Here is a 25,363-nt window from a genome sequence, read left to right on the forward strand (position 1 = left end):
CTAGAGCTGCATAAGCAATTTTGGCAGGGAAATACTTCTGAGTAGGGCTGCATATATCTTCTCCTTATCTATCTTTTTTCTGGTGTCAGCAAGGCAAAAAATATGTCTCAATCATCTTTAGATTTTTCGAGCCTTACTGGCAGCAATGGCTTTGTTATTAGCGGCATTGATGAAAGTGATTATTCAGGCCATTCGGTCAGCGGTGCGGGTGATGTCAACGGTGATGGCATTGACGATCTGATTATCGGCGCTCCCTTGGCCGACCCCAATGGTAACGAGAGTGCGGGGGAGAGCTATGTGGTATTCGGTGACAGCGGCTTTGATAGCAGCCTTAATCTAGCCAGTCTCGACGGTAGCAATGGCTTTGTTATTAGCGGCATTGATGAAAATGATTTTTCCGGTGACTTGGTCAGCGGTGCGGGTGATGTCAACGGTGATGGCATTGACGATCTGATTATCGGCGCTTCCTTCGCCGACCCCAATGGTAGCGAGAGTGCGGGGGAAAGCTATGTAGTGTTTGGTAGCAGCGGTTTTGATAGCAGCCTTGATCTCGCAAGTCTTGATGGTAGCAATGGCTTTGTTATCAGCGGCATCGCAACCTTTGATAGGTCAGGCCGTTCGGTGAGCAGTGCTGGTGATGTCAATGGTGATGGCATTGACGACCTGATTATCGGGGCCTTCAGGGCGGATCCAGAGGGTATCGATAATGCGGGTCAAAGCTACGTAGTGTTTGGTCACAGCAGTGGTTTTAGCAGCAGTATCAGTCTTTCAAGCCTGGACGGTAGCAACGGTTTTATCCTGGATGGCCTTAATCCATCTGCTCAAGTCGGTCATTCGGTTAGCAGTGCCGGTGACATTAACGGTGATGGCATTGACGATCTAATTATTGGTGCACCTGGTGCTATCAACCCAGAGAGTCAAGAGATTAATGGGCAGAGTTATGTAATTTTTGGTGACAGCAGTGGTTTTGATAGCACCATTGACCTATCAAGCCTTGACGGCAGCAATGGCTTTACCCTCAATGGTATTGATTCCAATACTAACTCTGGCTATTCAGTGAGCAGCGCTGGGGATATCAATGGTGATGGCATTGACGACCTAGTTATCGGTGCCCCTTTTGTCAATGTCAATGGCCGCATCAATTACTATGGCGAGAGCTATGTAGTATTTGGCAACAGCAGTGGTTTTGACAGCAGCATTGATCTGGCAACCCTTAATGGCAGCAATGGCTTTACTCTCAACGGTACTCGTTTCGAAAGCTTTTCAGGTAGTTTAGTCAGCAGTGCGGGTGACGTCAACGGCGATGGGATTGACGACCTGATTATCCGTGACTATGGCCAGGGCTATGTCGTATTTGGCAACAGCAGCGGGTTTGATAGCAGTCTCGATCTACGGCGCCTCGACGGTGACAATGGTTTTGTCATTGGCAGAGCGATTGGTTCAGTCAGCAGCGCGGGGGATATTAATGGTGACGGAATTGACGATTTGATCCTCGGGACATCCGGTGCTGACCCTGATGGCATCGATAATGCGGGCGAAAGCTATGTGGTGTTCGGCAATGCGTCTCCTGAACTAGATTTGAGTGGGGTAGATAATAGTACCTCTCCCACCAGCATTGACTACGAAGCCATCTTTATCGGCGATCCCTTGGTGATTGTGGGGACTGGCCTCAGCCTTACGGATGCTAACTCCGACAGGATAGTAGGGGCCACGGTTACGATTACCAACCTTACTAATGGCTTAGCCGAGAGCCTCAGTGCGATCACGACCGGCACTAATATTACAGCAACCTATGATTCAGGCACCCTCACCCTCAGCGGCACCGATACGGCTGCCAACTATCAGCAAGTCCTCCAGACCGTCACTTACCAAAATTTGACGCCCACGGGTGCAACACGAACCGTTGAGTTTGTTGTTGACGATGGCGAGACCCATTCCAATAGCAGTGCGATCGCAACCACCACCGTGACTTTTGAAGTGGGTGATGCACCGGTTGCCCCTAATGACCGCATTACCGTGAATGAGACCGGTCGCGTCAATGGCAACGTTCTAGCGGATAACGGCGATGGAGCAGATAGCGACCCGAATGGCGATCTCTTGACGGTCTCTGCCGTCAATGGCCGCGATGCAGATATCAACACTCAAATTACGCTCCTTTCAGGCGCCTTGCTTACGCTCAATAGCGATGGCACCTTTCAGTATGACCCCAATAATCAATTTGCATCCCTTGCGGCTAGGGAAAACGCCACAGATCAATTTACCTACACTGTGACCGATGGCGATGGGGAAACAGATACGGCCACCGTTGACGTTGAAATTAAAGGCTTGGCGGGGGCCTATCGCATTGGTACCGCTGGCCAGGATCAGCTTGTGGGAAGCGCCTTTGGGGATACCTTAGAGGGTCTAGCAGCAGATGATGTGCTGATCGGGGGCCGCGGTCGCGATTCTCTAGCAGGGGGAAGGGGCAACGACTCCCTGAGTGGCGGCAGCGGCAGTGACACTCTCAAAGGCCACGCAGGGAACGATACCCTCCGGGGTGGTGACGGCATTGACTGGCTCCAAGGTGGCCGCGGTCACGATTCTCTTGTCGGCGGTCTCAACAACGATACGCTCGAAGGCCAGACAGGCAATGATACGCTCTTGGGCGGCAGCAATAGTGATGTGCTAATCGGCGGTGCTGGGATTGATGTACTCTACGGGGGACTAGGCAGTGATGTCCTCAGGGGTGGTCAAAATCGCGATACCCTCAACGGTCAAGCAGGGAACGATACGCTTGAAGGCCAAGCTGGCTCTGATATTTTGCTGGGCGGCGGCGGGAACGATATTCTCGTGGGTGGCGCGAATAACGATACGCTCACGGGCGGTTCTGGAGCTGACACGTTCCAGTTCGATGCGAACTTCAATCGTTTGGGTATCGACACAATTACCGACTTTTCCAGCAACGATGTGCTGCAGTTAAGCCAGTCCATTTTCGGGTTAAGCGGTGCAGGCGTTACTGAGATTTCTATGCAGGAATTTGCCTCGGTGGGTAGTCTAACTGCGGCTGAGAATAGTAGCGCTTTGATTACCTACAATCGCAATGATGGCAGTTTGTACTTTAATACCAATGGCTCCACTTCTGGGCTGGGTTCAGGGGGTCAGTTCGCTCAGTTAGACAATGCCTTCGGTCTCACGGCTAGCCATATTGAGCTTGTGAGCTAGATCTTTTTTGAGGGTTGCGATCGCATCTCACAGACCACTCCATAATCATGATGTATAACAGTAGGCCAAGCCTCTTCTCTTAGACACGTCATCTAAGCATCTACAAACATCCAATCTGGTAAAAGTGAAGTAATTTAGAAATTAGAAAACTTAACAGCTATTAGGCACAACTCTCAGAGAGAGAGGTTCCCGTATCGATTGGGGCATCTAAAGGGCAGAAAGCGATTGATGACAGAGCAAGGCTGCCCTCATGCAGCTAATTACCGCGATAGTGCCGACTCAAAATATATGTGCTAGGTTGAGTGCGGGGTTTTAAAAGTCTTACTGGAATGCGGGGTTTAATTAATTTTTTGTGTCGCGGTGTATTGGCAAAAACGTCAATATATTAGTAGGCACAAATTGACCAGTATCAGACTTTTCCATTTCAGAAATATTGTTCTTTGAGGCATCCACAACCTAGTTGGGGCTGCTCATAATTTGATCAACAGAAGTGCCTGCAACAGTCGCAGAACTTTCACTCAACACAATATTTCTAACTTTAATTTTTTCTATAATTTTCCTCCTTCAGCTCGGCAGGTGGACCAACTTTGCTGCTTGGATCTGACCTCAACAATCAGAGTTGCTTAGTCTGAAACAGCTCTGACAGGGAAATATTCCTGCCCAATACTGCATCCTTATTTGCCTTTATCCACCTTTATTTCTGGCGTCAGAGAAGCAAAAACATGGCTCAATCATCTTTAGATCTCTCAAGCCTCAACGGCAATAATGGCTTTGTCATCAACGGCATTGACATCAATGACACCTCTGGTGACTCCGTCAGCAATGCCGGAGACATCAATGGCGATGGCATTGACGACTTGATTATCGGCGCTCCTGCGGCTGACCCCAACGGCGACAACTCCGGCGAGAGCTACGTTGTCTTTGGTAGCTCCAGCGGATTCAGCAGCAGCCTAAATCTCTCAAGCCTCAACGGCAGCAATGGCTTTGTCATCAACGGCATCGATCAGGACGATAACTCTGGTCGTTCAGTCAGTCGTGCCGGTGACGTCAACGGCGACGGCATTGATGACGTTATTATCGGCGCTCCCTTTGCCGACCCCAACGGCAATAGCTCGGGTGAGAGCTACGTCGTATTTGGCAGCTCCAACGGCTTCAACAGCAGCTTAGATCTCTCAAGCCTCAACGGCAGCAATGGCTTTGTCATTAACGGCGTTGCTCCACTTGACCAATCTGGTCGTTCAGTCAGTCATGCAGGTGACGTCAACGGCGACGGCATTGACGATTTTATTATTGGCGCTCCCTTCGCCGACTCCAATGCTGTTAGCTCTGGTGAGAGCTACGTGGTGTTTGGTCGTTCCGGCGGTTTCGGCAGCAGCTTCAATCTCTCTACACTTGATGGCTCTAATGGCTTTGTCATCAACGGTACGGCACCAGACGACAGTGCGGGTCGTTCAGTGAGCAGTGCTGGCGATATCAATGGTGACGGAATTGACGACATTATTATCAGCGCCCCCTTCGCCGACCCCAACAACAACGACCAAGCCGGTGAAAGCTACGTCGTCTTTGGTCGCAGTACCGGATTCAACAGCACCCTGAACCTTTCTGCGCTCAACGGCTCCAATGGTTTTGTCATTAGCGGCATTGATGAGTATGACAACTCGGGCCGTTCGGTAAGCAGTGCCGGAGATATCAATGGCGACGGAATTGATGACCTGATTATCGGCGCTCCCTTTGCCGACCCCAACGGTATTAGCTCGGGTGAGAGCTACATCGTCTTTGGCAACTCCAACGGCTTTAGCAGTAACCTAGATCTCTCCAGCCTCAACGGCAGCAATGGCTTCATTATCAACGGCATCGCTTCGAGAGGGGGAGGAGGCGCGACCGGTGACGAGTCAGGCTATTCAGTCAGCGGTGCCGGAGACGTCAACGGTGACGGCATTGACGACCTGATTATCGGCGCTCCCAATGCCAACCTCAGCAATAGCGGCGGTGAAAGTTACGTCGTCTTTGGCAGCTCCAACGGCTTCAACAGCAGCTTAAATCTCTCCGATCTCGACGGCAGCAACGGCTTTGTAATTACTGGCACAGATGAGAACGATTTTTCCGGTCACTCAGTCAGCGGTGCCGGAGACGTCAATGGTGATGGAATTGACGACATTATTGTAGGTGCGCAGGGTGGCGACGCCAATACCAATGACGAGGGTGAAAGCTATGTCATCTTCGGTAACGCGACCCCAGACCTAGACTTAAACGGCAACGGTACCGGTGGAATTGACTTCAGCGCCACCTTCACAGGATCTGAAATCCTCGTTGTCGATAGTGATCTAAGCGTAGGGGATGATAACTCAGCGACCCTGTCTGGGGCCACCGTCAAGATCACAAATCGCCTCAACGGCACTAACGAGCAGCTCAATGCTGACACGACGGGCACCAGCATTACAGCAACATATAACGCAAGCACGGGTGTTCTCACCCTCAGCGGCACTGGCACTGCAGCCAACTATCAGCAAGTTCTGCGCACGATCACCTACAGCAACACAGATCCAGTCGGCCCTTCACGGATTATTGAATTCAGCGTTGATGACGGGGAAGCCCACAGCAACACCAGCCAGGTCGCCGTCACTACCCTAACGTTTGCAGGTCTACCCACTTCAGGCCCCGATCAGCTTATCGGAACATCAGGCAACGACACTCTCAAAGGCTTCGCCGGTAACGATCTGATCTCAGGGGGCAACGGCAGCGATCGACTAGAGGGTGGCATCAACAGCGACACCCTCCAAGGCCAAGGGGGTAATGACACCCTCCTCGGCAACGACGGTATTGACTTACTCCAGGGGGGCAGCGGCAGCGACTCCCTCAGCGGAGGACTCAACAACGATACCCTCCAAGGCCAAGGGGGAAGTGACACACTCCAAGGCGACGCCGGCAATGATTCTCTGGTCGGCGCGTCTGGAGGCGACCTCCTGCAAGGCGGTAGCGGCAACGATACCCTTAGCGGCGGTGGCAATAACGACACCCTCGAAGGGCAGGCGGGCAATGATACGCTCCGTGCCAACAGTGGTCTCGACTCTCTGGTGGGAGCAGCGGGAAATGATCTACTGCAAGGAGGCTTAGGAAATGACACACTCGACGGCGGCAGTGGTGACGATACACTCGAAGGACAGGGGAGCTTTGATGTCTTATTGGGGGGCAGCGGCAACGACATTCTGGTCGGTGGGTTGAATAATGACACACTCACGGGCGGCACGGGGTCTGATATATTCCGATTTGACACGGGCTTCAACAGCTTAGGCATGGATAAGATCACCGACTTCGCAAGCAATGATGTGCTGGAGTTAAGCAAGTCTGTCTTTGACTTGAGCGGTGTAGCAGGCGCTAATATTGTTGCCAGTGAGTTTGCCTCAGTGAACAGCCTGACAGCAGCCGGGAACAGTGCAGCGCTGATCGTCTACAACCGCAATACTGGCGATCTGTACTTCAACGCCAATGGCTCCGCTGCAGGGCTAGGCTCCGGTGGGCAGTTTGCCGAACTGGACAACACGTTCAACCTCAGTGCAAATCATATTGAGCTGACGACCTAAAGCATCTCTGAGGCACTAGCGCCAGCTCTCCCTGCGATGACAACATTCTGCCCCAAACAGAAAGCCAGCCCTAGCGGGCTGGCTCAGAAAAATGAATGGGAAGCGCTACTGAGGGTTACTCAGCAGATGCAGCATTTGTCGATTGTCCTGGTGGTGAATTAACTTTCAGCACTCGGCAACCTGGCGATACATTGGCGACCACAAATGCGGCTCCGTTAGGACCACAGGTAACAAGAGAGTTAGAGCCATCTGACGTAATGGTAGTGGCAGCTTCCTCAGCCCCACCGATATCAGACTCTGCTTCTTGCGTAGGATCACTTTCAGGGCTAAGCGTGTCTTCTGGAGCAGCAGGCGCTTCAGGCTCTAGCCGAGGGGACTCTCCTGCTTCAGGTGAAATGGGATCAGCGGGAGCATCCAGCGGACCTGACTGTGCGAGAACACTAGTACTGGAAAGAACTGTTGCGGCCAATGCAGCAGACAGAAGCTTAGTGAACTTAATTTTCATATCGTTTTCTCCTCATCAAAAAATGAACCCATTACAAACAATGGGTTGAGGAATGATTATATGTAGTTGGCTTATAGGTTCAAAACAAACCAACAGATGTGAGTCTGTATCTATTAATACAGACTCAAGGTAAAGAAGCCGTGAATCTGCTGTTTTCGAATACCCAAAAGCGAAAGTATAGGGATTCACGCCTTCTTATCCATCACGCAAGGGCAAAAAATGACGTCAAGATCTCGAGCCGCGAGCCGAGTTTTAGAGTGATAGCATCCCGTATGATTGCTAGGCTCGTTGAGGTATCGTCAACGCCCGAACTGGTGACAAGATAACATCGGTCACAAAATTAGCCAGCCCTGAGGACTGGCTAATTTTGTCAATAGCAAAAACAGATCTTATTCAGCGTTTGTAGATTGTCCTGGGGGTGAATTAGCCTTCAGCACATGGCAGCCAGGAGAAACCTCTGCCACGATAAATGCTGCGCCGTTAGGACCACAGGTGACAAGAGAATTAGAACCATCTGAAGTAATGCTAGATGTTGCAACACCAGGGTCAGCCTCCTCGGGCAAAGGCTCACTCTCGGGAGCAGCAGGCTCAGCCGGGAAGTCAGGATCTACTTGCTCAGACTCGTCTGCCGGCCCAGTCGTGTTGGGTGCTTCACTAGGACTTGGCTGAGCAATCGCATTTGTCCCTGAAAGGACCGTTACCGCGAGTGCGGTGTAAAGAAAGCTCGTGAACTTGGTTTTCATATTATTTTCTCCTCACTGAGATATTAAAACCACCACAAATGATGGACTTGAGGAATGATTACGCTGAGTTAGCTCGCCGATTTCAGCAAGAGCTAACTGGAGTGAATGTATGTATATGATCACATACATTGAGTTGAAAGACCGCTAATTAATCAAAAATCTATCTATGGATAGACTGACACGCAGCGATGCCATCACAGCCATATATAAATTGAGTAGCGAGGCTTCAAACAGGTCATCTTTCCTGCGGATCTATCTGTGGAGAACACAGTTAGACAATCGAAGGACAAGCAAAATAATATTTAATTGCCCAAGCCGTCGCTAAAACTGCTTCAAGAATCTCAAGTCACTCGTATATAGACGGCGGATATCGTCAATCTGGTGCAACACCATCGCAAAACGCTCGACACCAAACCCAGCGGCAAAACCTGTGTAAACCTCCGGATCATATCCCACTGCCTTTAGAACATTGGGATCGACCATGCCACAACCCAGAACCTCTAGCCAACGCCCCTTCCATTGCACATCGACTTCTGCAGAGGGTTCTGTGAAAGGAAAGTAGCTGGCTCGAAAGCGAATCGGAACGTCGCCGAACATCCGTTCTAGGAAAACTTTGATGGTGCCTCTAAGATCGGTGAACGTCAGCCCTTTATCAATGGCAAGCAGCTCAATTTGATGGAAGACAGCGGCATGGGTAGCATCCTCAGTATCTCGGCGATAGCAGCGACCGGGAGCAACGATGCGAATCGGTGGATCGTGCTCTTCCATGTAGCGGATTTGCACAGAAGATGTGTGGGTACGGAGCAGGTTGCCATCGGGGAGATAAAAGGTGTCGGCCATATCCCGAGCGGGGTGATCCGGGGGAGTATTGAGAGCCTGAAAGTTGTAGTAGTCTGACTCCATTTCGGGTCCGCGAGCTACGGTGTAGCCCAGACCCACAAAGACATCTAGAGCGAGATCAATCATGCCGTTAAGGGGATGAACGTGCCCTTGGGAGGTATAGGTCCCTGGCATGGTGACGTCCAGGGTCTCAGAGGCTAGGCGGGCCTGAATCTGTTCGTTTTGCAGGTCTGAGCGTTTCTGCTCTAGACAGCTTTGAACCGCTTCTTTGACCTGATTAGCAATGGCTCCAATGCGAGGACGATCTGCAGCATCTAGCTTACCCATCCCCTTCAAAATCTGGGACAACTGCCCTCTCTTGCCTAAAAATTGAATTCGGTGCTGCTCTAACTGGTCAAGATCTGCAGCATCTGAGATCGTTTGCTGCGCCGCTTGCTCGAGGGTCGTTAACTGGGTTTCTAGATCCGTCATCTCAAGGTGTGAGTCAATAGGTAAATGGATGCCATTCTTGATAGTAACGTAGGAAGCCCTCGTTCTTGGGGTGGCTAATGTTAGCGACCCGCAGAGCGACAGTCTTGGCGAATCAGAATGGATAGGTCAGCATGCGACATTCAGATTTCAAATCGTATGTTTTAGGTGATCATTATTTTGGCGAGTTTCGGTCAGCGGACTTCAATATGTTTGCTACTAACAGCGCTTATGTAAATTTAGATATCAAAGTAATAACTGAATTGTTTTATCTTTTGCCAAATGAGTCTATGGTTTAATGGATTGAATCACGGTCCTCTTTCACTTGTATGTAGGTATTTGAAGATGAGTTTGCCTGAACCTTTTGATCGTTCCACCTTCAAACAATCTCAGTCGCATCATTCAGTTGATCCGTTATCTGCACCCAGTGAAACGCTCGAGACGCAGCCGATTGGTGATTGGCAGGAGCAACTTTTGCCGGTTGCGACGTTAATGAGTGAAGAAGATGTCACGGTACTACGACAACAGCTTGAAGCAGCGCATCAGCTCTTGTACTATCGACAAAATTTAGTGGATTCCCTGACAGAGCAGCTGGTCAGCGGTCAGACGCACCTCGCTCAGGTAGAGCGAGACCTAGAGGAAGCTCAGCATAATTGTGCTCGTCAGGCTGACAAAGTTGAAGATGTACAGTCGGTTTGCCAAGATTTGCGATCGCAACTTCGTCGTCAGCAGCAGCGCATCGGCGAATACAAACAGGTCTTGAAGCAGAGCGGCCAGCTTCCGCGACCGGCAGGGCAACTGGCAACGCAGGGCTTTGTAGCCTTAGACTACGACTCCTTGAGCGGTGCGCCCGTCGATGAGAATGAGGCCAAGGCCGCTCCCGTTGCACCCTGGTCAGCAGAAGTCGCAGATCTTGCCGGTCCGCTCGCGATCTATCGCAAGCTAGCAGAGATGACGATGGCGACCGCCGCTGCGCGCTCGCAGCAAAAAATGATTCAAAAGCGGGCTGAACCACAGACATACAATGCTGAAGATTATCAATTAGCAGCAGGGCACCGCATCGAATTGCCAAGCTTCACCTAAAGGTGTGCGGCCTAGCTGCAGGCTAGTTTTTCTACGATCTACAGCCTTAGCTGGTGACGCACTATTGATCAGCCACACCAAACCGGGTCGGTTTGTAATAACCTATTCAGAGAATGAGTAGGAAATGGGCCTATGTGTGGAATTGTTGGCTATGTGGGTCATCAGGCAGCAAGTCAGATCTTGCTCTCCGGCCTCCAGAAGCTGGAATATCGAGGCTATGACTCAGCAGGCATTGCCACAATTCTAGAGGAGCAGCTCCACTGCATTCGTGCCAAGGGTAAGCTCCATCACTTAGAAACCAAGCTAGCCGGATGGGATAACCCAGCCCGGATGGGTATCGGCCACACGCGCTGGGCCACCCACGGCAAACCGGAGGAATATAACGCCCATCCCCACCGAGATGAAAGGGAACGGTTGGCGGTGGTGCAAAACGGCATCATCGAAAACTACCGCGACCTCCGCATTGAGCTGAAGGAGAAGGGATACACCTTTCGGTCTGAGACCGATACAGAGGTGATTCCCCATTTGATCGCCGATCTGCTCAAGCAGCAGACCACGCCTAATCTACTAGAAGCGGTACGGGAGACCGTTAATCGGCTTACAGGGGCCTTTGCGATCGCAGTTGTTTCTGCAGACTTCCCTGAAGAGCTGATTGTGGCGCGGCAGCAGGCTCCACTGGTGATTGGCTATGGTGACCATGAGTTTTTCTGCGCCTCCGATACCCCGGCGCTGATTCCCCACACCCGCACCATCTTGACCCTCGACAACGAGGAGATCGCCACACTGAAGCCCTCGGGCGTAGAGCTATATCACTTCAACGGCGATCGGGTGCGGCGTCCGCCCCAAACCCTGAATTGGAACCCCGTCATGGTGGAGAAGCAGGGCTTTAAGCATTTCATGCTCAAAGAAATTTATGAGCAGCCTGGTGTTGTCCGCACCTGTTTAGAGAACTATTTAGATGAGCAGTGGTCACCCGATTCTGCAGCAGGTCCGATTAAGCTGGGCCTTGATCCATCCCTCTTTCAAGATCTAGAACGAATCCAAATTGTGGCCTGCGGCACGAGCTGGCATGCCAGTCTTGTCGGTCAGTACCTCCTAGAGCAACTGGCGGGGGTGCCCACAGTGGTTCAGTATGCTTCAGAATTTCGCTACGCTCCGACGCCATTAACGCCCAATACCCTGACGGTTGGGGTGACCCAGTCGGGTGAAACAGCAGATACGCTGGCGGCACTAGAGATGGAAAAGCAGCGCCGCTCTGAGCTGTCTGATGAATTTCGCCCGCGCCTGTTGGGCATTACCAATCGGCCTGAAAGTTCGCTCTCTAGACTAGTGCCGCAGATTATTGATACCCACGCGGGCATCGAGATTGGGGTAGCGGCCACCAAGACTTTCGCGGCCCAATTGATGGCCTTTTATCTGCTAGCGCTAGATCTGACCTATCAGCGCCAGTCGCAGTCGCCTGAGCGGCTGGCTGCGATCATTGGGGAACTCAGAACGCTACCGGCTCTGCTAGAGCTGGTGTTAGAAAGCCAAGAACGCTACGTGGAAACGCTGGCCCACGACTTTGTAGAGACCCAGGACTTTATCTATATTGGTCGAGGCATTAATTTCCCGATTGCTTTAGAAGGGGCGCTAAAGCTCAAAGAAATTAGCTATATCCATGCAGAGGGCTATCCCGCCGGGGAAATGAAGCACGGCCCCATTGCGCTGCTTGATGCCAAGGTGCCGGTGGTTGCGATCGCAATGCCCGGCTCAGTCTTCGAGAAAGTGCTCTCCAACGCTCAAGAAGCTAAGGCGCGGGATGCCCGCTTGATTGGGGTCACCCCCATGAACGAACAGGAAGCACGGGAAACCTTTGACACGCTCTTGCCCGTACCTGCCGTTGATGAGATCCTGTCGCCACTGGTAACGATGGTACCGCTCCAGCTTTTGGCTTATCACATTTCCGCCATTCGGGGCCTAGATGTCGATCAGCCTCGAAATCTGGCTAAATCAGTCACGGTTGAATAGTCCCTCGTACAGTGGGCAACCCAACACATATACACCGATAAGAAAAGAGGATTACTCCACCAGTGAAGAGCCTAGAGGACACTGCACTGGTTCAGTCTCAGAGCTAGGTGCAGGCGGTGCAGCGGGCGGAAGCCGCGACGGAACGTCAGTTTCGCAAATGCCTGACACAAATTTGAGGTCAGTGGCTGCAGACTCCAGAACAAAGACGAAAGCCGTGTAGCTCTTTAGGTCAGTCCCCTTCAACGGCACAGTGGTGGCAATGGCAGTAGTCATCGTACTTAACTGAGGGACAATTCGGGAATCAAAATACCGGTTAACAATTCTGCCATCAAGGTCATCTATCGATGTCGCAAAACCTTTGTTTTCCAACCGATACGCCTGCTGTGATCGGTTAATCGCACTTAAGCTCCCTGCCCCTTCAGACTTTCTCGCTAGGGCCAGCTCCCTGAGGAAAGAGGGAAGTGCGATCGCAAGCAAAATCATCAAGACAAAACCACCTACAGCTAAACAGCCACAACCGCCTAAAATTTTGACCATGCTTGAAACACCGCCTTTATTCTGTCGAGTATTGGGCCGTGAATTCGACATTTAAGTCACCCTCAAAAACTAAATTAAAAAGTATCAGAAGAGCCGACAAGGCATTAAATTTATCTTCGCTGAACAAAAAAGCTGGCTCCAGCAAGGGGCAATCTTTATCAGATAACCTCTAAACTTTTGATATCTAGACCCCTGACATAATCGGCAAAATCAGCATTCCTTTGAGCATCACCCCCGGAACAAAGCATGGATTTTCTGAATGGCATCACCATCCTCTTAATTTACGAGCTAGCGGGCGAAGCGATAAAGCTACTGCTGCAGCTCCCCATCCCTGGCCCAGTTCTGGGCATGATCTTTCTGTTCCTCACGCTGATCTCTCAACGCCATGTCTCCCACTCGGTCGATTTAACATCGAAGGTGCTCCTCAGCCATCTGTCATTGCTATTCATACCTGCGGGTGTGGGCGTCATGGTCCATTTTGATCGCATCACCCAAGAGTGGCTGCCCATCAGCATTACCCTATTGCTCAGTACGGCAGTGACAATGGCCACCACCGCCGCCATCATGCTCGGCACCCAGCGCCTCTTTTCAAAGAAGGTATCTACGGATGCTTAAGTCTGAGCTGGTCGAGATTTGGGTTTATCTTTCAGCTTCTCCACTGGTGGGTCTGACGATAACCCTCGTCACCTATGGCATCGCCTATCGCCTATATTTGTGGGCGAAATGCAATCCCCTCCTCAATCCAGTGGTGGTGTCAGTGGCGGCACTGATTGCTGTTTTATCAATCACAAATACCTCCTATGAAGCGTATTTCGAAGGCGGACAGTTTATTCACTTTTTGCTGGGTCCAGCCACTGTCGCCCTAGCCGTGCCGCTCTATCGGCAGTTCTCATCTCTAAAGAGACAATGGCTGCCTGTTTTTGCAGCCATTATGGGAGGGAGCACCATCGGTACGTTGAGTTCCGTCGCCATTGCTCAGCTTTTAGGGGCGAGCGTGCAGACGCAGCTCTCATTGGCTCCCAAATCGGTGACAACGCCTGTGGCAATGGGAATCTCAGAGCAGATTGGTGGTTTACCCTCCCTGACGGCAGCGCTGGTGGTGATGACGGGGGTGATCGGGGCGATTCTTGGCACTACACTGTTTAGAATCCTGCGGATCAACAACGACAGCGTTAAAGGGATTGCAATGGGCGTGACGGCCCACGGTATTGGAACCGCTCGCTCATTTCAAGTGAGCCCAGAGATGGGAGCCTTTTCAGGGCTGGCAATGGCGTTATCAGCCTTCAGTACTGCCGTCATTTTGCCTTGGCTATTGGGCTTAATCGGTCTTCTCAGTTAGGGTGTTCCTGCAGCAGACTCAAATCTTGCAGGCGATCGCAATCTAAAATCTCTACCTGCATTCCCTGCATAGCAATGATGCCATCAGTACTGAGGCGATAGAAAGCCCGCGAGAGAGTGGCCGGAATGGTTCCTAATGCTGCAGCCAACTGGCTCTTGCTCATATTTAGCGTCACAGTACGCTGGACTTGAGACTCATTCACAGAACCATCATTCAAACTGAGCAAGTAGGCTGCCAATCGCTGCGGCACATCCTTGAAAGAAAGATTTTCAACCACCTTTACGAGATGCCGTGAGTGCCGCGCCAAAGTTACCAGCATATTAATCGCGATGTCAGGGTATTGATGCAGCAGCGCTAAAAATTCAGTCCGAGGAACAAAGAGGAGAGTAGCAGGCTCCAAGGCAGTGGCGGAGGCCGGGAAGCATTGACCGTCCATTGCCGCGACTTCTGCGAAGTTATCTCTCGCCTCGAAGATATTCAGAATTTGCTCTCTCCCGTTGGCCGCGAGCTGAAAGACTTTGACACGCCCTATTTTGATTACAAAGAATCCAGTGGCTTTGCAGCCCTGCTCAAACACAAGATCACCTTTGCCAAAGGTTCGCAACTGTGCAATATCGGTCAAGGCGGTGAGCTGTGATGCAGAGAGTCCTTGAAAAATGAGGGTCGTCGAAAGCCAATCGTTCAGTTCTGAGTCACCCACGTTTTGCCTTGTTGCGATCGCACATCAAACCTAGCCTTCCATTATCAATGCTCTATTTTCACCTATCAGACCCAGCTAACTGGATTTAAGAATCTTTCAAGATCATTTTTGACTTAAGTCAAGGCACTTGCTGCGGTACACCTCCTAAGGTGAAGACGCAGAAGAAAACACCCTAGACGCTCTATCTATAGACAATGCAGACTGTCTAGCCCTGTATTTAAAACTGTCCCCACTTCCTTAGGAATTTTATGGCAACTTTGTACGAAAAACTGGGTGGCGCTGCCGCCGTTGATATCGCAGTTGATAAATTCTATGAGCGTGTTCTGCAGGATGACCGCATCAAGCATTTCTTTGCTGATACCGACATGGTGCAACAGCGGGCGCACCAAAAAGCGTTTTTGACCTACGCCTTTGGCGGCACTGATAAATATGACGGTCGCTTCATGCGAACAGCCCATAAAGATCTAGTCGCAAAGCAGGGCTTAGGCAGTGAGCACTTTGATGCCGTAGCTGAAGACTTAATGACCACCCTCAAAGAAATGGGTGTACCCGAGCATCTACTGGCAGAAGTCGCAGCCGTAGCAGCAGCACCTCAGCACAAGAAAGACGTCTTAAACCAATAGCGCCAAAAAATCAGTGAGATCGGCAAGGGTTCGATCTCACTGATTCTGCCAGTCAATGAACGATGATGCTCAATGCCACAGCATCTTTATTCAGAGGCCGACAAAGCAATAGTGCAGGCAGGAGAGGTTTGATTACTCACAATCAGGGTGGCTGGCGTTGGCTCGATTGAACAACTAGAACTGATGCCAGCGGCTTCTTTGAAGGGATTGGTCACGAGTAAACCAAGGGCAGATGCAAAAGCACAAGCACCCATGACTTGGAAGCACCGACCGGCAGGGGCTGCGATAGATAAGAATCTAGTCATGGTGTCGTCTCACAAATGAATTAAATACAACCAGTGATCGGCTGCGCCAGCTACAGAAAATCTACGCAAATGGACTCGTTGGAAAGAACTGAGTCTTGTTGACTTTTCCAGTTCCAGACGCCTTTAAAGACAATCAACAGGAGCCGCAGAGAACAGAACTTAGTAGTTGTTTATACTCATCATCATAGGGCTTGACCAGGATAGATTCAAGCCACTTTATTTTATTTTATGCATTGACCTAAGGCTATGAATCAGTATTTCAGTTCACCAAAGACCGTGATTCAGCCCATCAGCAAAACAGTATCAATGCAGTGGATGATGCCGTTGTCTACTTCAATATCAGGGGCAATGACGGTGGCATTTTTAACCTCAAATCCATCTGAAATATGGATGGGGAGTGGCGAACCTTCTACAGAGGTCAGTTCACCGAGATCTTGCAGATCTTCCTGGCTATAAGTGCCAGAAACAACGTGGTAGGTGAGGATGCGGCCCAGTTGCGGTAGGTTCTGCAGTAGGGTTTGAATAGTTCCAGGCGGTAGCTTTTCAAATGCGCTGTCTACAGGAGCAAAGACAGTGAAGGGGCCTGGGCTTTGCAGGGTTTCCACTAGGCCCGCTGCGCTGACGGCGGCAACGAGGGTTTTGAAGTTGGGAGATGCGATCGCAGTTTCGACAATATCTGCCATTGAAGATTTTCCTTATAGGTGAGAAATATCAAAAACTCTACATTGGCCCCCCCGGCCCCCCAATTCTGGGGGGAGAGAAGCATAGGCTGGGGCTAGCGATATTGAGCTGTTTGAATGTCTCTAAGGCGGGCTTCAGACCGCTTGAAACGATCCATTTGCGCTTCAAAAAACGCGCGGTTGGCCTCTAGATGCTTGGGGTTCGGATCATCAAGGGGATACAGCAGCGCACACCGTAGCGCCTGAATAACAGCGGAGGTAACGGTGTACATCGATCGCTGAAAGCTAATACCCAACTGAATCAGGGTATCGTCGTCGCCGCGACAGTGCTGCTGATAGTAGTCCACCAGATAGTCGGGCAAGAAATGGAGCATATCCTGCATGAGCTGGGTGGGAGGAATCCCAGCGGTGCCAACGGGGAAAACATCGGCGTATAAAATGCCGTAGTGAAACTCTTTTTGCTGCTCGGGAACTTGCCCCACCTGAGCGTTATAAGATTTCGTGCCCCGAAACGGAGAGGTGCGGTAGAAAATGGCTTCCACGTAGGGAAGTGCGGCTTCGTAGAGCCACATGAAGCCTTTTGATTTAGGGATGATTTCGTAGCACTCGCCTCGGATGTATACATGGTGATAGATGGGACGACCTGCGATCTCAAAGATCCCATTCACCAAAAAGTCCATCGCCTCTGGCACGGTGGTGAGTTTGCTTTCATCGTATAAATCAGACATCTCAAAGAACACTGGGGCCATCACCTCCCAGAACAGACCCAAATTTGAGTAGTACGACATCTGCCGACACTGCTCTAAAAACATCTCTGGGAAGAGCTTATAGAGGCCCAACATAACAGGGTTGCGAGCGAAGAAAGCGCGAATCGCTTGGTCCGCATTGGCTCGATATTCGTCAGTATCGAGAAACGCATCGAACTGACCCATGCCCATATCTCGACCGTGCCAGAGCATCGCTCGCATACAGGACTCAGCGAACTCCATATTGATGCGATCGTGCCAGAGGTGGTGGAGCAGCTTCGGCATTTTCCGGGTTTCGCCGGATTCCATGAAAGCCAGCAGCTCAGGATGGGCGGTGGCTTCTCCACGCCAGACTCGAAGGTCGGCCCCCTCCCCTGCATAGTGGTTGGGCAGATCGAGGTAGGACTGCGGCAGAAAGTATTTGAAGAAGGGGAGCGGTTCTAGAAAAACGTGCTCAGCAATGTAGAGCAGATCGCGCCAATAGAAATCCATTGGCACAGCATAGGCTTTGTAGAGACCGATAATCTGCATCAGGTTCGCGGGAGAGTCAGGCAGCATTGCGCCCCCTGCTTCAAGGCGATGGACAACCTCAGCAAACTCATGGTTTGAGGGTGGCAGAGTAGCGGGTGGCGATGCGGCTTGAGTCATGGTGTTTGTTAAGTGTGGATCTCAAATTTGAGGTAGAAGTTTTGACTTGGTGTTCGTTCCTTTAGAGCGATTGTTGTATATACATAGGCTGGGATAGGACTTTTGGGCTTTGCACTGGCCCCCCCGGCCCCCCAATTCTGGGGGGAGATTGTCTTTATTGGGTTGATGCTTGGTTGTGAATAGTCGCTAAGACCGTCTGGAGATTTTGCTCTACGGCTTTATTGCTAAAGCGGATTACTGTGTAGCCGTACCTTTCTAAATGCTCAGTTCGGGCTTCGTCATAATCCTGTTGCTGTTGATGAACCCCGCCATCAATTTCTACGACTAGTTGGCAAGAGGGGCAGTAAAAGTCGACGATGAAACGACCAATGGGATGCTGACAGCGAAATCGAAGCCCACCTAGTTTCCGATTTTTTAGAGCCTGCCATAACTTAGCCTCTGCTGGCGTGAGTCTGTTTCGCAGGCGACGAGCTGCAAGCTCAGTCTCTGGCGTCGTACCGCGAATCCTGTCGTAAGACTTATCCATCAAAAGCTGAGTTTCCATTACCATGAGACCTTCCGCTATTCTCCCCCCAGAATTGGGGGGCTGGGGGGGCTAAGCGCAATACTTCGAGAATCCTCTAATTGAATTGCATGAGCCGAGGTCGCCAGCGCAATACTCTGAGCATCCACTACCGAACCTCTGCTGTCCAACCCACGACTAGGAATCTCAGCCACAACACCCACCTGCGGCACCGCAGCAACGATCGCATCTGCCGTATTCTCGCTCCAGCGCGTCAACCACATCGGCTGCAGTCCCAAAATCAAGATCATGACCGTGAGAATCAATGCTGGGGCGCGTTCTGGCACTGTCACTTTAGGATAGTAAGCCGTTTGACTATCCAAACGACCAAAGCAGGTGCGATTAATCAAAATCACGAAATATACCGCCGTCAAACCCGAAGCAATAATGCACAGCAGCGTCGGTATCGGGAAACGCGCGAAGCTGCCTTGAAAGACCATGTACTCAGCAATAAAGCCTACGAGTCCCGGAATTCCAGCACTCGCCATGCCCGCGACCACTAGCAATGCACTCACCATCGGTAAGCCTCGCACGGGGTTCATAAGACCGTTTAGTTTGTTCAAATCGCGGGTGCCCACTTTCGTTTCCACCAGGCCAAGGAGGTGAAACAACAGGGCCAGAATTAAACCGTGGCTGACCATTTGTGCGATCGCACCCGTCAAGCTCAAGGTGTTGCCCGCCGCCGCCGCCACCAGAATGTAGCCCATGTGCCCAATCGAACTGTAGGCCACCATACGCTTGACGTCGGACTGTGCGATCGCACTTAACGCCCCATACATAACGCTAAACGTTCCAATCGCGGCTAAGCCGGGAGCGACCAAATCCCATGCTTCTGGGAAAAGCTGCAGACAAAATCGAATCAGCCCGTAAGTTCCTAGTTTCGCCAACACCCCCCCCAACAAGATGGCAATAGGCGGGGAAGCTTCAACATACACATCCGGTTGCCAAGTATGCAGAGGAACAAGCGGCGTCTTGATGCCGAACCCCACCAGCAAGATCGTCAGCAAGACTAGCTGCAGATTTCGCGGAATTGTGGTGGTATCGAGATCGATGTATTCAAAACTAGTGCTGCCGCTCAACCAAGTCAGGCCCAAAAAGCCCAGCAAGATCAGGATGCCGGAGAGTGCCGTGTATAAAAGGAACTTCGTGGCTGCATATGATTTTTGCTCACCGCCCCAGATTGATACCAGCAGATAAAAGGGAATCAGCTCTAGCTCGTAGAACAAAAAGAAGAGCAGCAAGTTCTGCGCCAGCAAAGACCCAGCCACGCCAATATTGACGATAAAAATAAGCGAATAGTACAGCTTCGGACGCTCTAGCTCCGCAGGGCTACTATAGATCGCAATCCAGGTGAGGACACTGCTCAACATCAGCAGCGGCAGCGATAACCCATCCACCGCCAGCGAATAGTTGAGACCCAAATCAGGCAGCCAAGCCAAGACAGTTGTGAGCTGCAGCCCTGAGACAGCAGTTTGAAACTGGCTCAAGACATAAACGGTCCAGACCAACAACAGACCCGCAATCCACAGGGCAAGCTGCTTAATGTGCTGAGCCTGAGGCCAAGCAATAATCAGCAATGCACCAGCCAAGGGAATTAGAAGTAGAGTGCTTAGCGTCATGGTTATCGCTTTTTATACATGGATTTATACATCGACAGAAAAAGACAGCTATGAATTTTGAGTTCTCAAAGGCTGAGCATGCAACGCCTACGACAGCAGTGGATAGGCCAACGCCAGAATCAAAAGAGTGACGCCAATTACAATCGACAGCAAGTAAAACTGTCCCGCTCCAGTGTTGTTGTACTTCAAAGTCTGTCCCCCAAAAAGCGTCGCCAGTCCCACGCCGTTAACGGCTCCATCAACGAAGATGCGGTCAAACCAGTTCACCAGACGCGAGACCTGATTCACAGCCAAGATAATGGTGCCGCGATAAATCTCAGCGGTGTATAAATCATTAGCAAACGCCTTCTGGAGCTGCGGCCAAAATAAGCGAATGGGGCGAGGCGTCAGCTTACCGATGTATAAAACACCACCGATGCCGCCGCCCAATAGACAGGACCAGAGCAGCAAAAGAACAAAAGGCTTTTCTAGCATTGCCCAGTCGGGCAGCGCTGACGCCTGATTTAAGATCATCGGCACATGAAGAACCACGCCTGATAAAACCGTCATCGGCACCACCATCGGCCACAAAACCTCAGGAGATCGCGCCATCATTGCATGGGGCTGCCCCATGAATACCAAGCCAAACAAACGAGCCAAACTCAGCGTTGTCAAGGCGTTCACCAACAGCACCACGCCCACCAATAGCGGATGATCAGTCCATAAATCAGTCAGAAGCCTGAGCAAAGCCCAAAAGCCACCCAGAGGTGGTAGCCCCACTAGACCCGCAGCCCCCACTAAAAACGCAAGGCCAGAGATCGGTCGTCGCGCCCAAACGCCACCCATTTGAGTCACGTCTTGGGTAATATTGCTCCAGATAATCGTGCCGGTGCTCATGACCAGCAGCGCCATCGAAACGGCGTAAGTAAACATCAGCAGCAGGGCTGTATCGGTATGCCCAGTTCCCACTGCGATAAAGACAAGGCCCATGTAAGCGCTGACGCTGTAGGAGAGGGCGCGCTTGAGATCAATCTGTGCGATCGCAACCAAGGTAGCCCCAACAGCCGTCGTTGCCCCCACCCATACCACTGCGGCAGAGGCAACAGGCGACAGCGCCAAAACCGGCTGCACCTTAATCAAGACCCAGGCTCCAGTACCAACCACCACCGCATTCCGCAAAATACTGGCGGGGAGCGGCCCCTCCATCGCTTCATCAAGCCACAGATGCAGCGGGAACTGCGCGCATTTGCCCAGCGGTCCTGACATCAACGCCAGTCCCAGCAGCGTTAAAGTCAATGGCGCGACGGAAGCCTGATCGGCCCAGGTCGCAAGATCTCCATAGTGCCAAGTACCGGCCAGCGGCCAGAGCGCCACCACCGCCATCAGCAGAATCAGGTCACCCACCCGCTTGGTCAAGAAAGCATCTCTTGCGCCTGTGACCACCAGCGACTGATTAAACCAGATGCCCACCAGTAGATAGGTGCCCAACGTCAAAATCTCGAGAATGACGTAGCTAAAAAACAGTGAGTTGAAGAGCGCCAAAGCGCACATCCCAGCTTCAAACAGGCTGATGGAAGCGTAGAATCTAGCCCATCCCCAGTCCATCTCTAGATAGCCAACGGCATAGAGCTGCGCCAAGATATTGAGACCCGTTATGGTTGAGATCGCGCCTATCGTCTGACTGGAATACTCCAGCGGCAAAATAAGCTGCAGATCAGACACCGTCAGCCAGTTTACCGAAATCTCCTGGGCGGGTTCTCCCCAAATGGCGGTCAACGCCAGCAAACTATGAACAAAGCCCACACCTGCCGTCACGATATTGATATATCCCGCCGGACGCGGCCCCGTTCGCCGAAACCCTGCCGGAGACCAAAAAACCGACGCCATCCCGCTCAGCAGCGTATAGATCGGAATCCAGTAGACCGTACTGAGACTCGCTTGCTGAACCGACTCCAATGCTTGGGACATAGATTTTAAGGGGCAGACAGTGAAATTAAAACAGAATTGATAAAGACCGTTCAACGATCGGATACCACTCTCACCATAGAAACGAAAGAGCACAGACGAAGTTACTTAAAACTTCTTAACTATTCTCACGATAATAGAGTTCAGGCATTTATCAAAAGCACTATATTTTATTAAATGGATAGACTTAAGCCTACTTGACCGCATTATTGGATCTTTCCCGTAAATCCTTAAGTCCTTGCAGAAAGTAGCATACGACATAACCTTATCGGACTGCCAAAGTGCTTACATTGAGTAAAGACTATGTTTTTTGTCTATCAATAGACTCTATCCTGTTAATAGGATCAAACCATTCTGATGTCTAAACCGTCACCCGAACGTAGAACAGAGATAGCGATTGTATGCAACCCACACTTCACCAGCTCAAAGTTTTTGAAACAGCAGCCCGCCATCAAAGCTTTACCCGTGCTGCGGAAGAACTGTTCCTCACCCAGCCCACGGTCTCAATTCAGATGAAGCAGTTGGCCCAGACGATAGGGCTACCCCTGTTTGAGAAGCTGGGGAAACAGCTCTTTTTAACGGAAGCGGGACAAGAGCTATTAGGCACCTGCCAAGATATTTTTGAACGGCTCGATCAGTACGAGATGCTCGTGGCCGATTTGCAGGGGATGGCGAAGGGCAGACTGCGGTTGGCGGCAGTCACCACCACCAAATACTTTGTGCCGCGCCTCTTGGGGCCTTTTTGCCAAGAATATCCCGGCATCGATGTCTCCCTTAAGGTTACGAACCACCGGCAACTTGAAGAGCGCATTGCCAATAACCAGGACGATCTCTACATTTTAAGCCAGCCGCCGGAGCAGCTTAATTTACACGTACAGCCTTTTTTAGAGAATCCTTTAGTGGTTTTTTCCCCTGCGAATCATCCGCTAGCGCATAAAAAAGGGCTGTCCATTCAGTGTCTAAATGATGAACCCTTCATCACCAGAGAGGCAGGATCAGGAACTCGGAAAGCTGTTCAGGAGCTGTTTGGTGAACACAAGGTCTCCGTCAAGACTCGCCTGGAGTTAAGCAGCAACGAAGCCATTAAACAGGCGGTTGCGGGTGGTCTTGGTATTTCGGTCCTCTCCCGCCATACGCTGCACTCAGGTGATGATAAGGAGCTATCTATTTTAGATGTTGAACATTTTCCGATTCAGCGCCAGTGGTATGTCTGCTACTTCATGGGCAAACAGCTTTCGGTGGTGGCAAGAACGTTCTTAGAGCATCTACTTAAAGTTAGTGAACAACTGGCTGTTCTCTACAAAAGTGGGACATAGCTGACCCACTCACCTTAGGTAGCTTCTTACACTTAAGAGGCAACGGGGGTGAGCTGTCGTTCTAGCCATTCAATCAAGTCGGCCAGAATTTCTGGGTAGTTCAGGTCGATATAGAGATCGTGGTATGACTCTGGATAGAAATACCGCTCTTTGTTGGTAAACGTGACCCGTTCAAAAAATTTTTGGCTGCCTTCAGGAAGGGCGATGCGATCGCACCCTCCATGCATCATCAACAGCGGCGTCCGTAAATCACTGGCATGCTCTAGCAAGCCATCCGCCGTTTTGGCAAATTCCGTCACCATACGCGCCGTCCCCTGATAGTGCCGCAGCGGATCGTCCAGCAAGGTCTTCATGACCGCCTGATCACGGCTACCGAGACAGGGATCTAAGCCTGACTTGAGGCTAAATCGAGGCCAGATGATCGACAAAACTTGTCCCAAAGCTCTCTGGAGCCGTGGGAGTGAGTTCTCAATCGGCAGGGCGCTGGCAATCACGCCCTGGAGTTCGTTTGGCATCTGCAAAACATAGTCCAAGACGATCATCGCTCCCAGGCTATGCCCCCATAAAAAGCACGGCGTTGCAGCCTGTTCTTCAGCCACTAACTTGAGAAAGCAATCTAAATCTTGGCGAAATTCTGACCAGGAGTTAATGTAGGCCCGCTGTCCTGGTGAGCGTCCATGTCCTCGCAGATCAAAGGCATAGACAGCATAGCCCTGCGGCATCAAAGCCTTCACAAGATTGGTATGGCGATCGCTATGGGCACCGAGGCCGTGAACAGCCACCACAACGGCGCGCAGATCAAAGGGGTGCCAGGATTGATAGTAAAGGGGGAGGTCTCCAGCCCCTAAAAAGGTTCCTTCGTGGTGATCCATACAATTCCTGACGCCTATTTCGCTATCCTAACAGGAGCACTTTCGCCTCGTCGGGGCTTTGCCAAAAGATGAACCTGCCCCCACGCAAAACCCTGGGCTTCTTCCCCACACCGTTGATGCCACTGCCCCGACTCTCACAGGCGCTCGGAGGACCGCAAATTTGGATCAAGCGCGACGACCAAAGCGGGCTAGCGCTGGGGGGCAACAAAACCCGAAAACTAGAATTTCTCATGGCTGAGGCGTTGGCCCAGGGTTGTGACACCGTGATTACGGCAGGAGCCGCTCAATCCAATCACTGTCGCCAAACAGCGGCAGCGGCGGCAGCTCTAGGGCTAGGCTGTCACTTAGTTCTAGGCGGCGAAGCCCCGGCACAGCCCACCGGAAATTTACTCCTCGATCAGCTCTTCGGCGCGACGCTGCACTGGAGCGGTGCATCGCGAAAAGGAGAACAAATTCCTGCATTAATGGAGGTGCTGCAGCAGCAGGGCCATACACCCTATCCGGTCCCCTACGGAGGGTCAAATGCAACCGGGGCTGTGGGCTTTGTCGCGGCGGCGATGGAATTACGCGAACAGTTGCGATCGCTGGAGCGAGGGTTTGACGCGATCGTATTTGCCTCTAGCTCTGGCGGCACGCAGGCGGGATTAATGGTGGGACAAGCCGTCACCGATTTGCAGACACAGCTAATCGGCATCGGCATTGATAAGGCAGATGCCGCCACATCGGTCGCTCAAATTTCTCAATTAGCAAAGGAGACCGCCCAAAGCATCAGCCTGACTCACTACCAGCCTCAACCCATCACCGTTAATCTGGATTATCTCGGTGATGGCTATGGCGTTGTCAGTGACCGGGAGCGAGCAGCGATCTCGCTAGTCGCTCAGTTAGAGGGCATCTTGCTCGATCCGGTCTACACGGGGCGAGCCATGGGCGGTCTTTTGGATCTCATTGACCGTCAAATTCTGAAGTCAGGACAGACGGTACTGTTTTGGCATACAGGGGGCACACCGGCCCTCTTTAGCAGCGCTGGGAGCCTGCTTTAGA

The 25,363-nt window shown here is 51.4% G+C and carries 21 protein-coding genes; 9 read left to right on the forward strand and 12 right to left on the reverse strand.

Features of this window, described 5'->3' with window-relative positions:
* Positions 1–102 precede the first annotated feature (102 nt).
* A complete protein-coding gene (locus C1752_RS09615; protein WP_110985856.1) occupies positions 103–3,201 on the forward strand; it encodes a cadherin-like domain-containing protein in 3,099 nt (1,032 codons plus the stop codon).
* 722 nt (positions 3,202–3,923) lie between these two features.
* Positions 3,924–6,782, forward strand: coding sequence for an FG-GAP repeat protein (locus C1752_RS09620; protein ID WP_110985857.1), 2,859 nt, complete (start codon positions 3,924–3,926; stop codon positions 6,780–6,782).
* 115 nt (positions 6,783–6,897) lie between these two features.
* On the opposite strand, the gene C1752_RS09625 is transcribed toward C1752_RS09620, so the two are convergent.
* The 3 genes from C1752_RS09625 to pheS form a co-directional block, all read right to left on the reverse strand.
* Entirely contained in the window at positions 6,898–7,287 is a 390-nt protein-coding gene (locus tag C1752_RS09625; RefSeq protein WP_110985858.1) for a hypothetical protein, read from the reverse strand.
* A gap of 389 nt (positions 7,288–7,676) precedes the next feature.
* The gene (locus C1752_RS09630; protein ID WP_110985859.1) at positions 7,677–8,030 is read right to left on the reverse strand and encodes a hypothetical protein; all 354 of its coding nucleotides are present in this window, start codon (positions 8,028–8,030) and stop codon (positions 7,677–7,679) included.
* A 321-nt stretch (positions 8,031–8,351) separates the two neighbouring features.
* Positions 8,352–9,341 carry a phenylalanine--tRNA ligase subunit alpha gene (gene pheS / locus C1752_RS09635; protein ID WP_110985860.1) on the reverse strand — a complete coding sequence of 330 codons (990 nt, stop codon included), beginning with the start codon at positions 9,339–9,341 and terminating at the stop codon, positions 8,352–8,354.
* A 342-nt stretch (positions 9,342–9,683) separates the two neighbouring features.
* Here pheS and C1752_RS09640 point away from each other — a divergent pair, with 342 nt between their 5' ends.
* Together C1752_RS09640 and glmS are read left to right on the forward strand one after the other, a co-directional pair.
* A complete protein-coding gene (locus C1752_RS09640; protein WP_110985861.1) occupies positions 9,684–10,421 on the forward strand; it encodes a hypothetical protein in 738 nt (245 codons plus the stop codon).
* 132 nt (positions 10,422–10,553) lie between these two features.
* Complete coding sequence (gene glmS / locus C1752_RS09645; protein WP_110985862.1) at positions 10,554–12,431, forward strand: glutamine--fructose-6-phosphate transaminase (isomerizing); 1,878 nt, start codon at positions 10,554–10,556, stop codon at positions 12,429–12,431.
* Positions 12,432–12,482: 51 nt separating this feature from the next.
* On the opposite strand, the gene C1752_RS09650 is transcribed toward glmS, so the two are convergent.
* Positions 12,483–13,019, reverse strand: a complete 537-nt coding sequence (locus tag C1752_RS09650) for a type IV pilin-like G/H family protein (protein WP_110985863.1) — start codon at positions 13,017–13,019, stop codon at positions 12,483–12,485.
* Positions 13,020–13,214: 195 nt separating this feature from the next.
* On the opposite strand from C1752_RS09650, the gene C1752_RS09655 reads away from it, so the two are divergent.
* On the forward strand, positions 13,215–13,583 hold the full coding sequence (locus tag C1752_RS09655) for a CidA/LrgA family protein (RefSeq protein WP_110985864.1): 369 nt from the start codon (positions 13,215–13,217) through the stop codon (positions 13,581–13,583).
* On the forward strand, positions 13,576–14,307 hold the full coding sequence (locus tag C1752_RS09660) for an LrgB family protein (protein WP_110985865.1): 732 nt from the start codon (positions 13,576–13,578) through the stop codon (positions 14,305–14,307). Before C1752_RS09655 ends, C1752_RS09660 begins: the two co-directional genes overlap by 8 nt.
* On the opposite strand, the gene C1752_RS09665 is transcribed toward C1752_RS09660, so the two are convergent.
* Positions 14,300–15,007, reverse strand: a complete 708-nt coding sequence (locus C1752_RS09665) for a Crp/Fnr family transcriptional regulator (protein ID WP_110985866.1) — start codon at positions 15,005–15,007, stop codon at positions 14,300–14,302. The two genes, C1752_RS09660 and C1752_RS09665, sit on opposite strands and share 8 nt — an antisense overlap.
* Before the next feature lie 248 nt (positions 15,008–15,255).
* Here C1752_RS09665 and C1752_RS09670 point away from each other — a divergent pair, with 248 nt between their 5' ends.
* A complete protein-coding gene (locus C1752_RS09670; RefSeq protein WP_110985867.1) occupies positions 15,256–15,630 on the forward strand; it encodes a group I truncated hemoglobin in 375 nt (124 codons plus the stop codon).
* 86 nt (positions 15,631–15,716) lie between these two features.
* Here C1752_RS09670 and C1752_RS09675 read toward each other — a convergent pair whose 3' ends face one another.
* The 6 genes from C1752_RS09675 to C1752_RS09700 all read right to left on the reverse strand — a co-directional run bounded on the left by C1752_RS09675 (position 15,717) and on the right by C1752_RS09700 (position 22,137).
* The gene (locus tag C1752_RS09675) at positions 15,717–15,935 is read right to left on the reverse strand and encodes a hypothetical protein (protein WP_110985868.1); all 219 of its coding nucleotides are present in this window, start codon (positions 15,933–15,935) and stop codon (positions 15,717–15,719) included.
* 281 nt (positions 15,936–16,216) lie between these two features.
* The gene (gene cupS / locus C1752_RS09680) at positions 16,217–16,618 is read right to left on the reverse strand and encodes a CO2 hydration-associated protein CupS (RefSeq protein WP_110985869.1); all 402 of its coding nucleotides are present in this window, start codon (positions 16,616–16,618) and stop codon (positions 16,217–16,219) included.
* A gap of 92 nt (positions 16,619–16,710) precedes the next feature.
* Positions 16,711–18,009 carry a CO2 hydration protein CupA gene (cupA, locus tag C1752_RS09685; RefSeq protein ID WP_110985870.1) on the reverse strand — a complete coding sequence of 433 codons (1,299 nt, stop codon included), beginning with the start codon at positions 18,007–18,009 and terminating at the stop codon, positions 16,711–16,713.
* A 154-nt stretch (positions 18,010–18,163) separates the two neighbouring features.
* Positions 18,164–18,553 (reverse strand): endonuclease domain-containing protein, encoded by a 390-nt coding sequence (locus C1752_RS09690; protein ID WP_233501496.1) that lies wholly within the window; start codon positions 18,551–18,553, stop codon positions 18,164–18,166.
* 17 nt (positions 18,554–18,570) lie between these two features.
* A complete protein-coding gene (locus C1752_RS09695) occupies positions 18,571–20,190 on the reverse strand; it encodes an NADH-quinone oxidoreductase subunit M (protein ID WP_110985871.1) in 1,620 nt (539 codons plus the stop codon).
* A gap of 87 nt (positions 20,191–20,277) precedes the next feature.
* On the reverse strand, positions 20,278–22,137 hold the full coding sequence (locus C1752_RS09700; protein ID WP_110985872.1) for an NAD(P)H-quinone oxidoreductase subunit F: 1,860 nt from the start codon (positions 22,135–22,137) through the stop codon (positions 20,278–20,280).
* 398 nt (positions 22,138–22,535) lie between these two features.
* Between C1752_RS09700 and C1752_RS09705 the strand changes: the two genes are divergently transcribed.
* A complete protein-coding gene (locus C1752_RS09705) occupies positions 22,536–23,450 on the forward strand; it encodes a LysR family transcriptional regulator (RefSeq protein WP_110985873.1) in 915 nt (304 codons plus the stop codon).
* A 32-nt stretch (positions 23,451–23,482) separates the two neighbouring features.
* Here the strand turns inward: C1752_RS09705 and C1752_RS09710 are convergent, their stop codons facing one another.
* Positions 23,483–24,322, reverse strand: coding sequence for an alpha/beta hydrolase (locus C1752_RS09710; RefSeq protein ID WP_110985874.1), 840 nt, complete (start codon positions 24,320–24,322; stop codon positions 23,483–23,485).
* A gap of 68 nt (positions 24,323–24,390) precedes the next feature.
* Between C1752_RS09710 and C1752_RS09715 the strand changes: the two genes are divergently transcribed.
* Positions 24,391–25,362: a D-cysteine desulfhydrase family protein gene (locus C1752_RS09715; protein WP_110985875.1), complete on the forward strand. Its 972-nt coding sequence runs from the start codon at positions 24,391–24,393 to the stop codon at positions 25,360–25,362.
* The last annotated feature ends 1 nt before the right edge of the window (position 25,363 follow it).

Source organism: Acaryochloris thomasi RCC1774, from assembly GCF_003231495.1.
In the GTDB taxonomy this organism is placed as follows: domain Bacteria; phylum Cyanobacteriota; class Cyanobacteriia; order Thermosynechococcales; family Thermosynechococcaceae; genus RCC1774.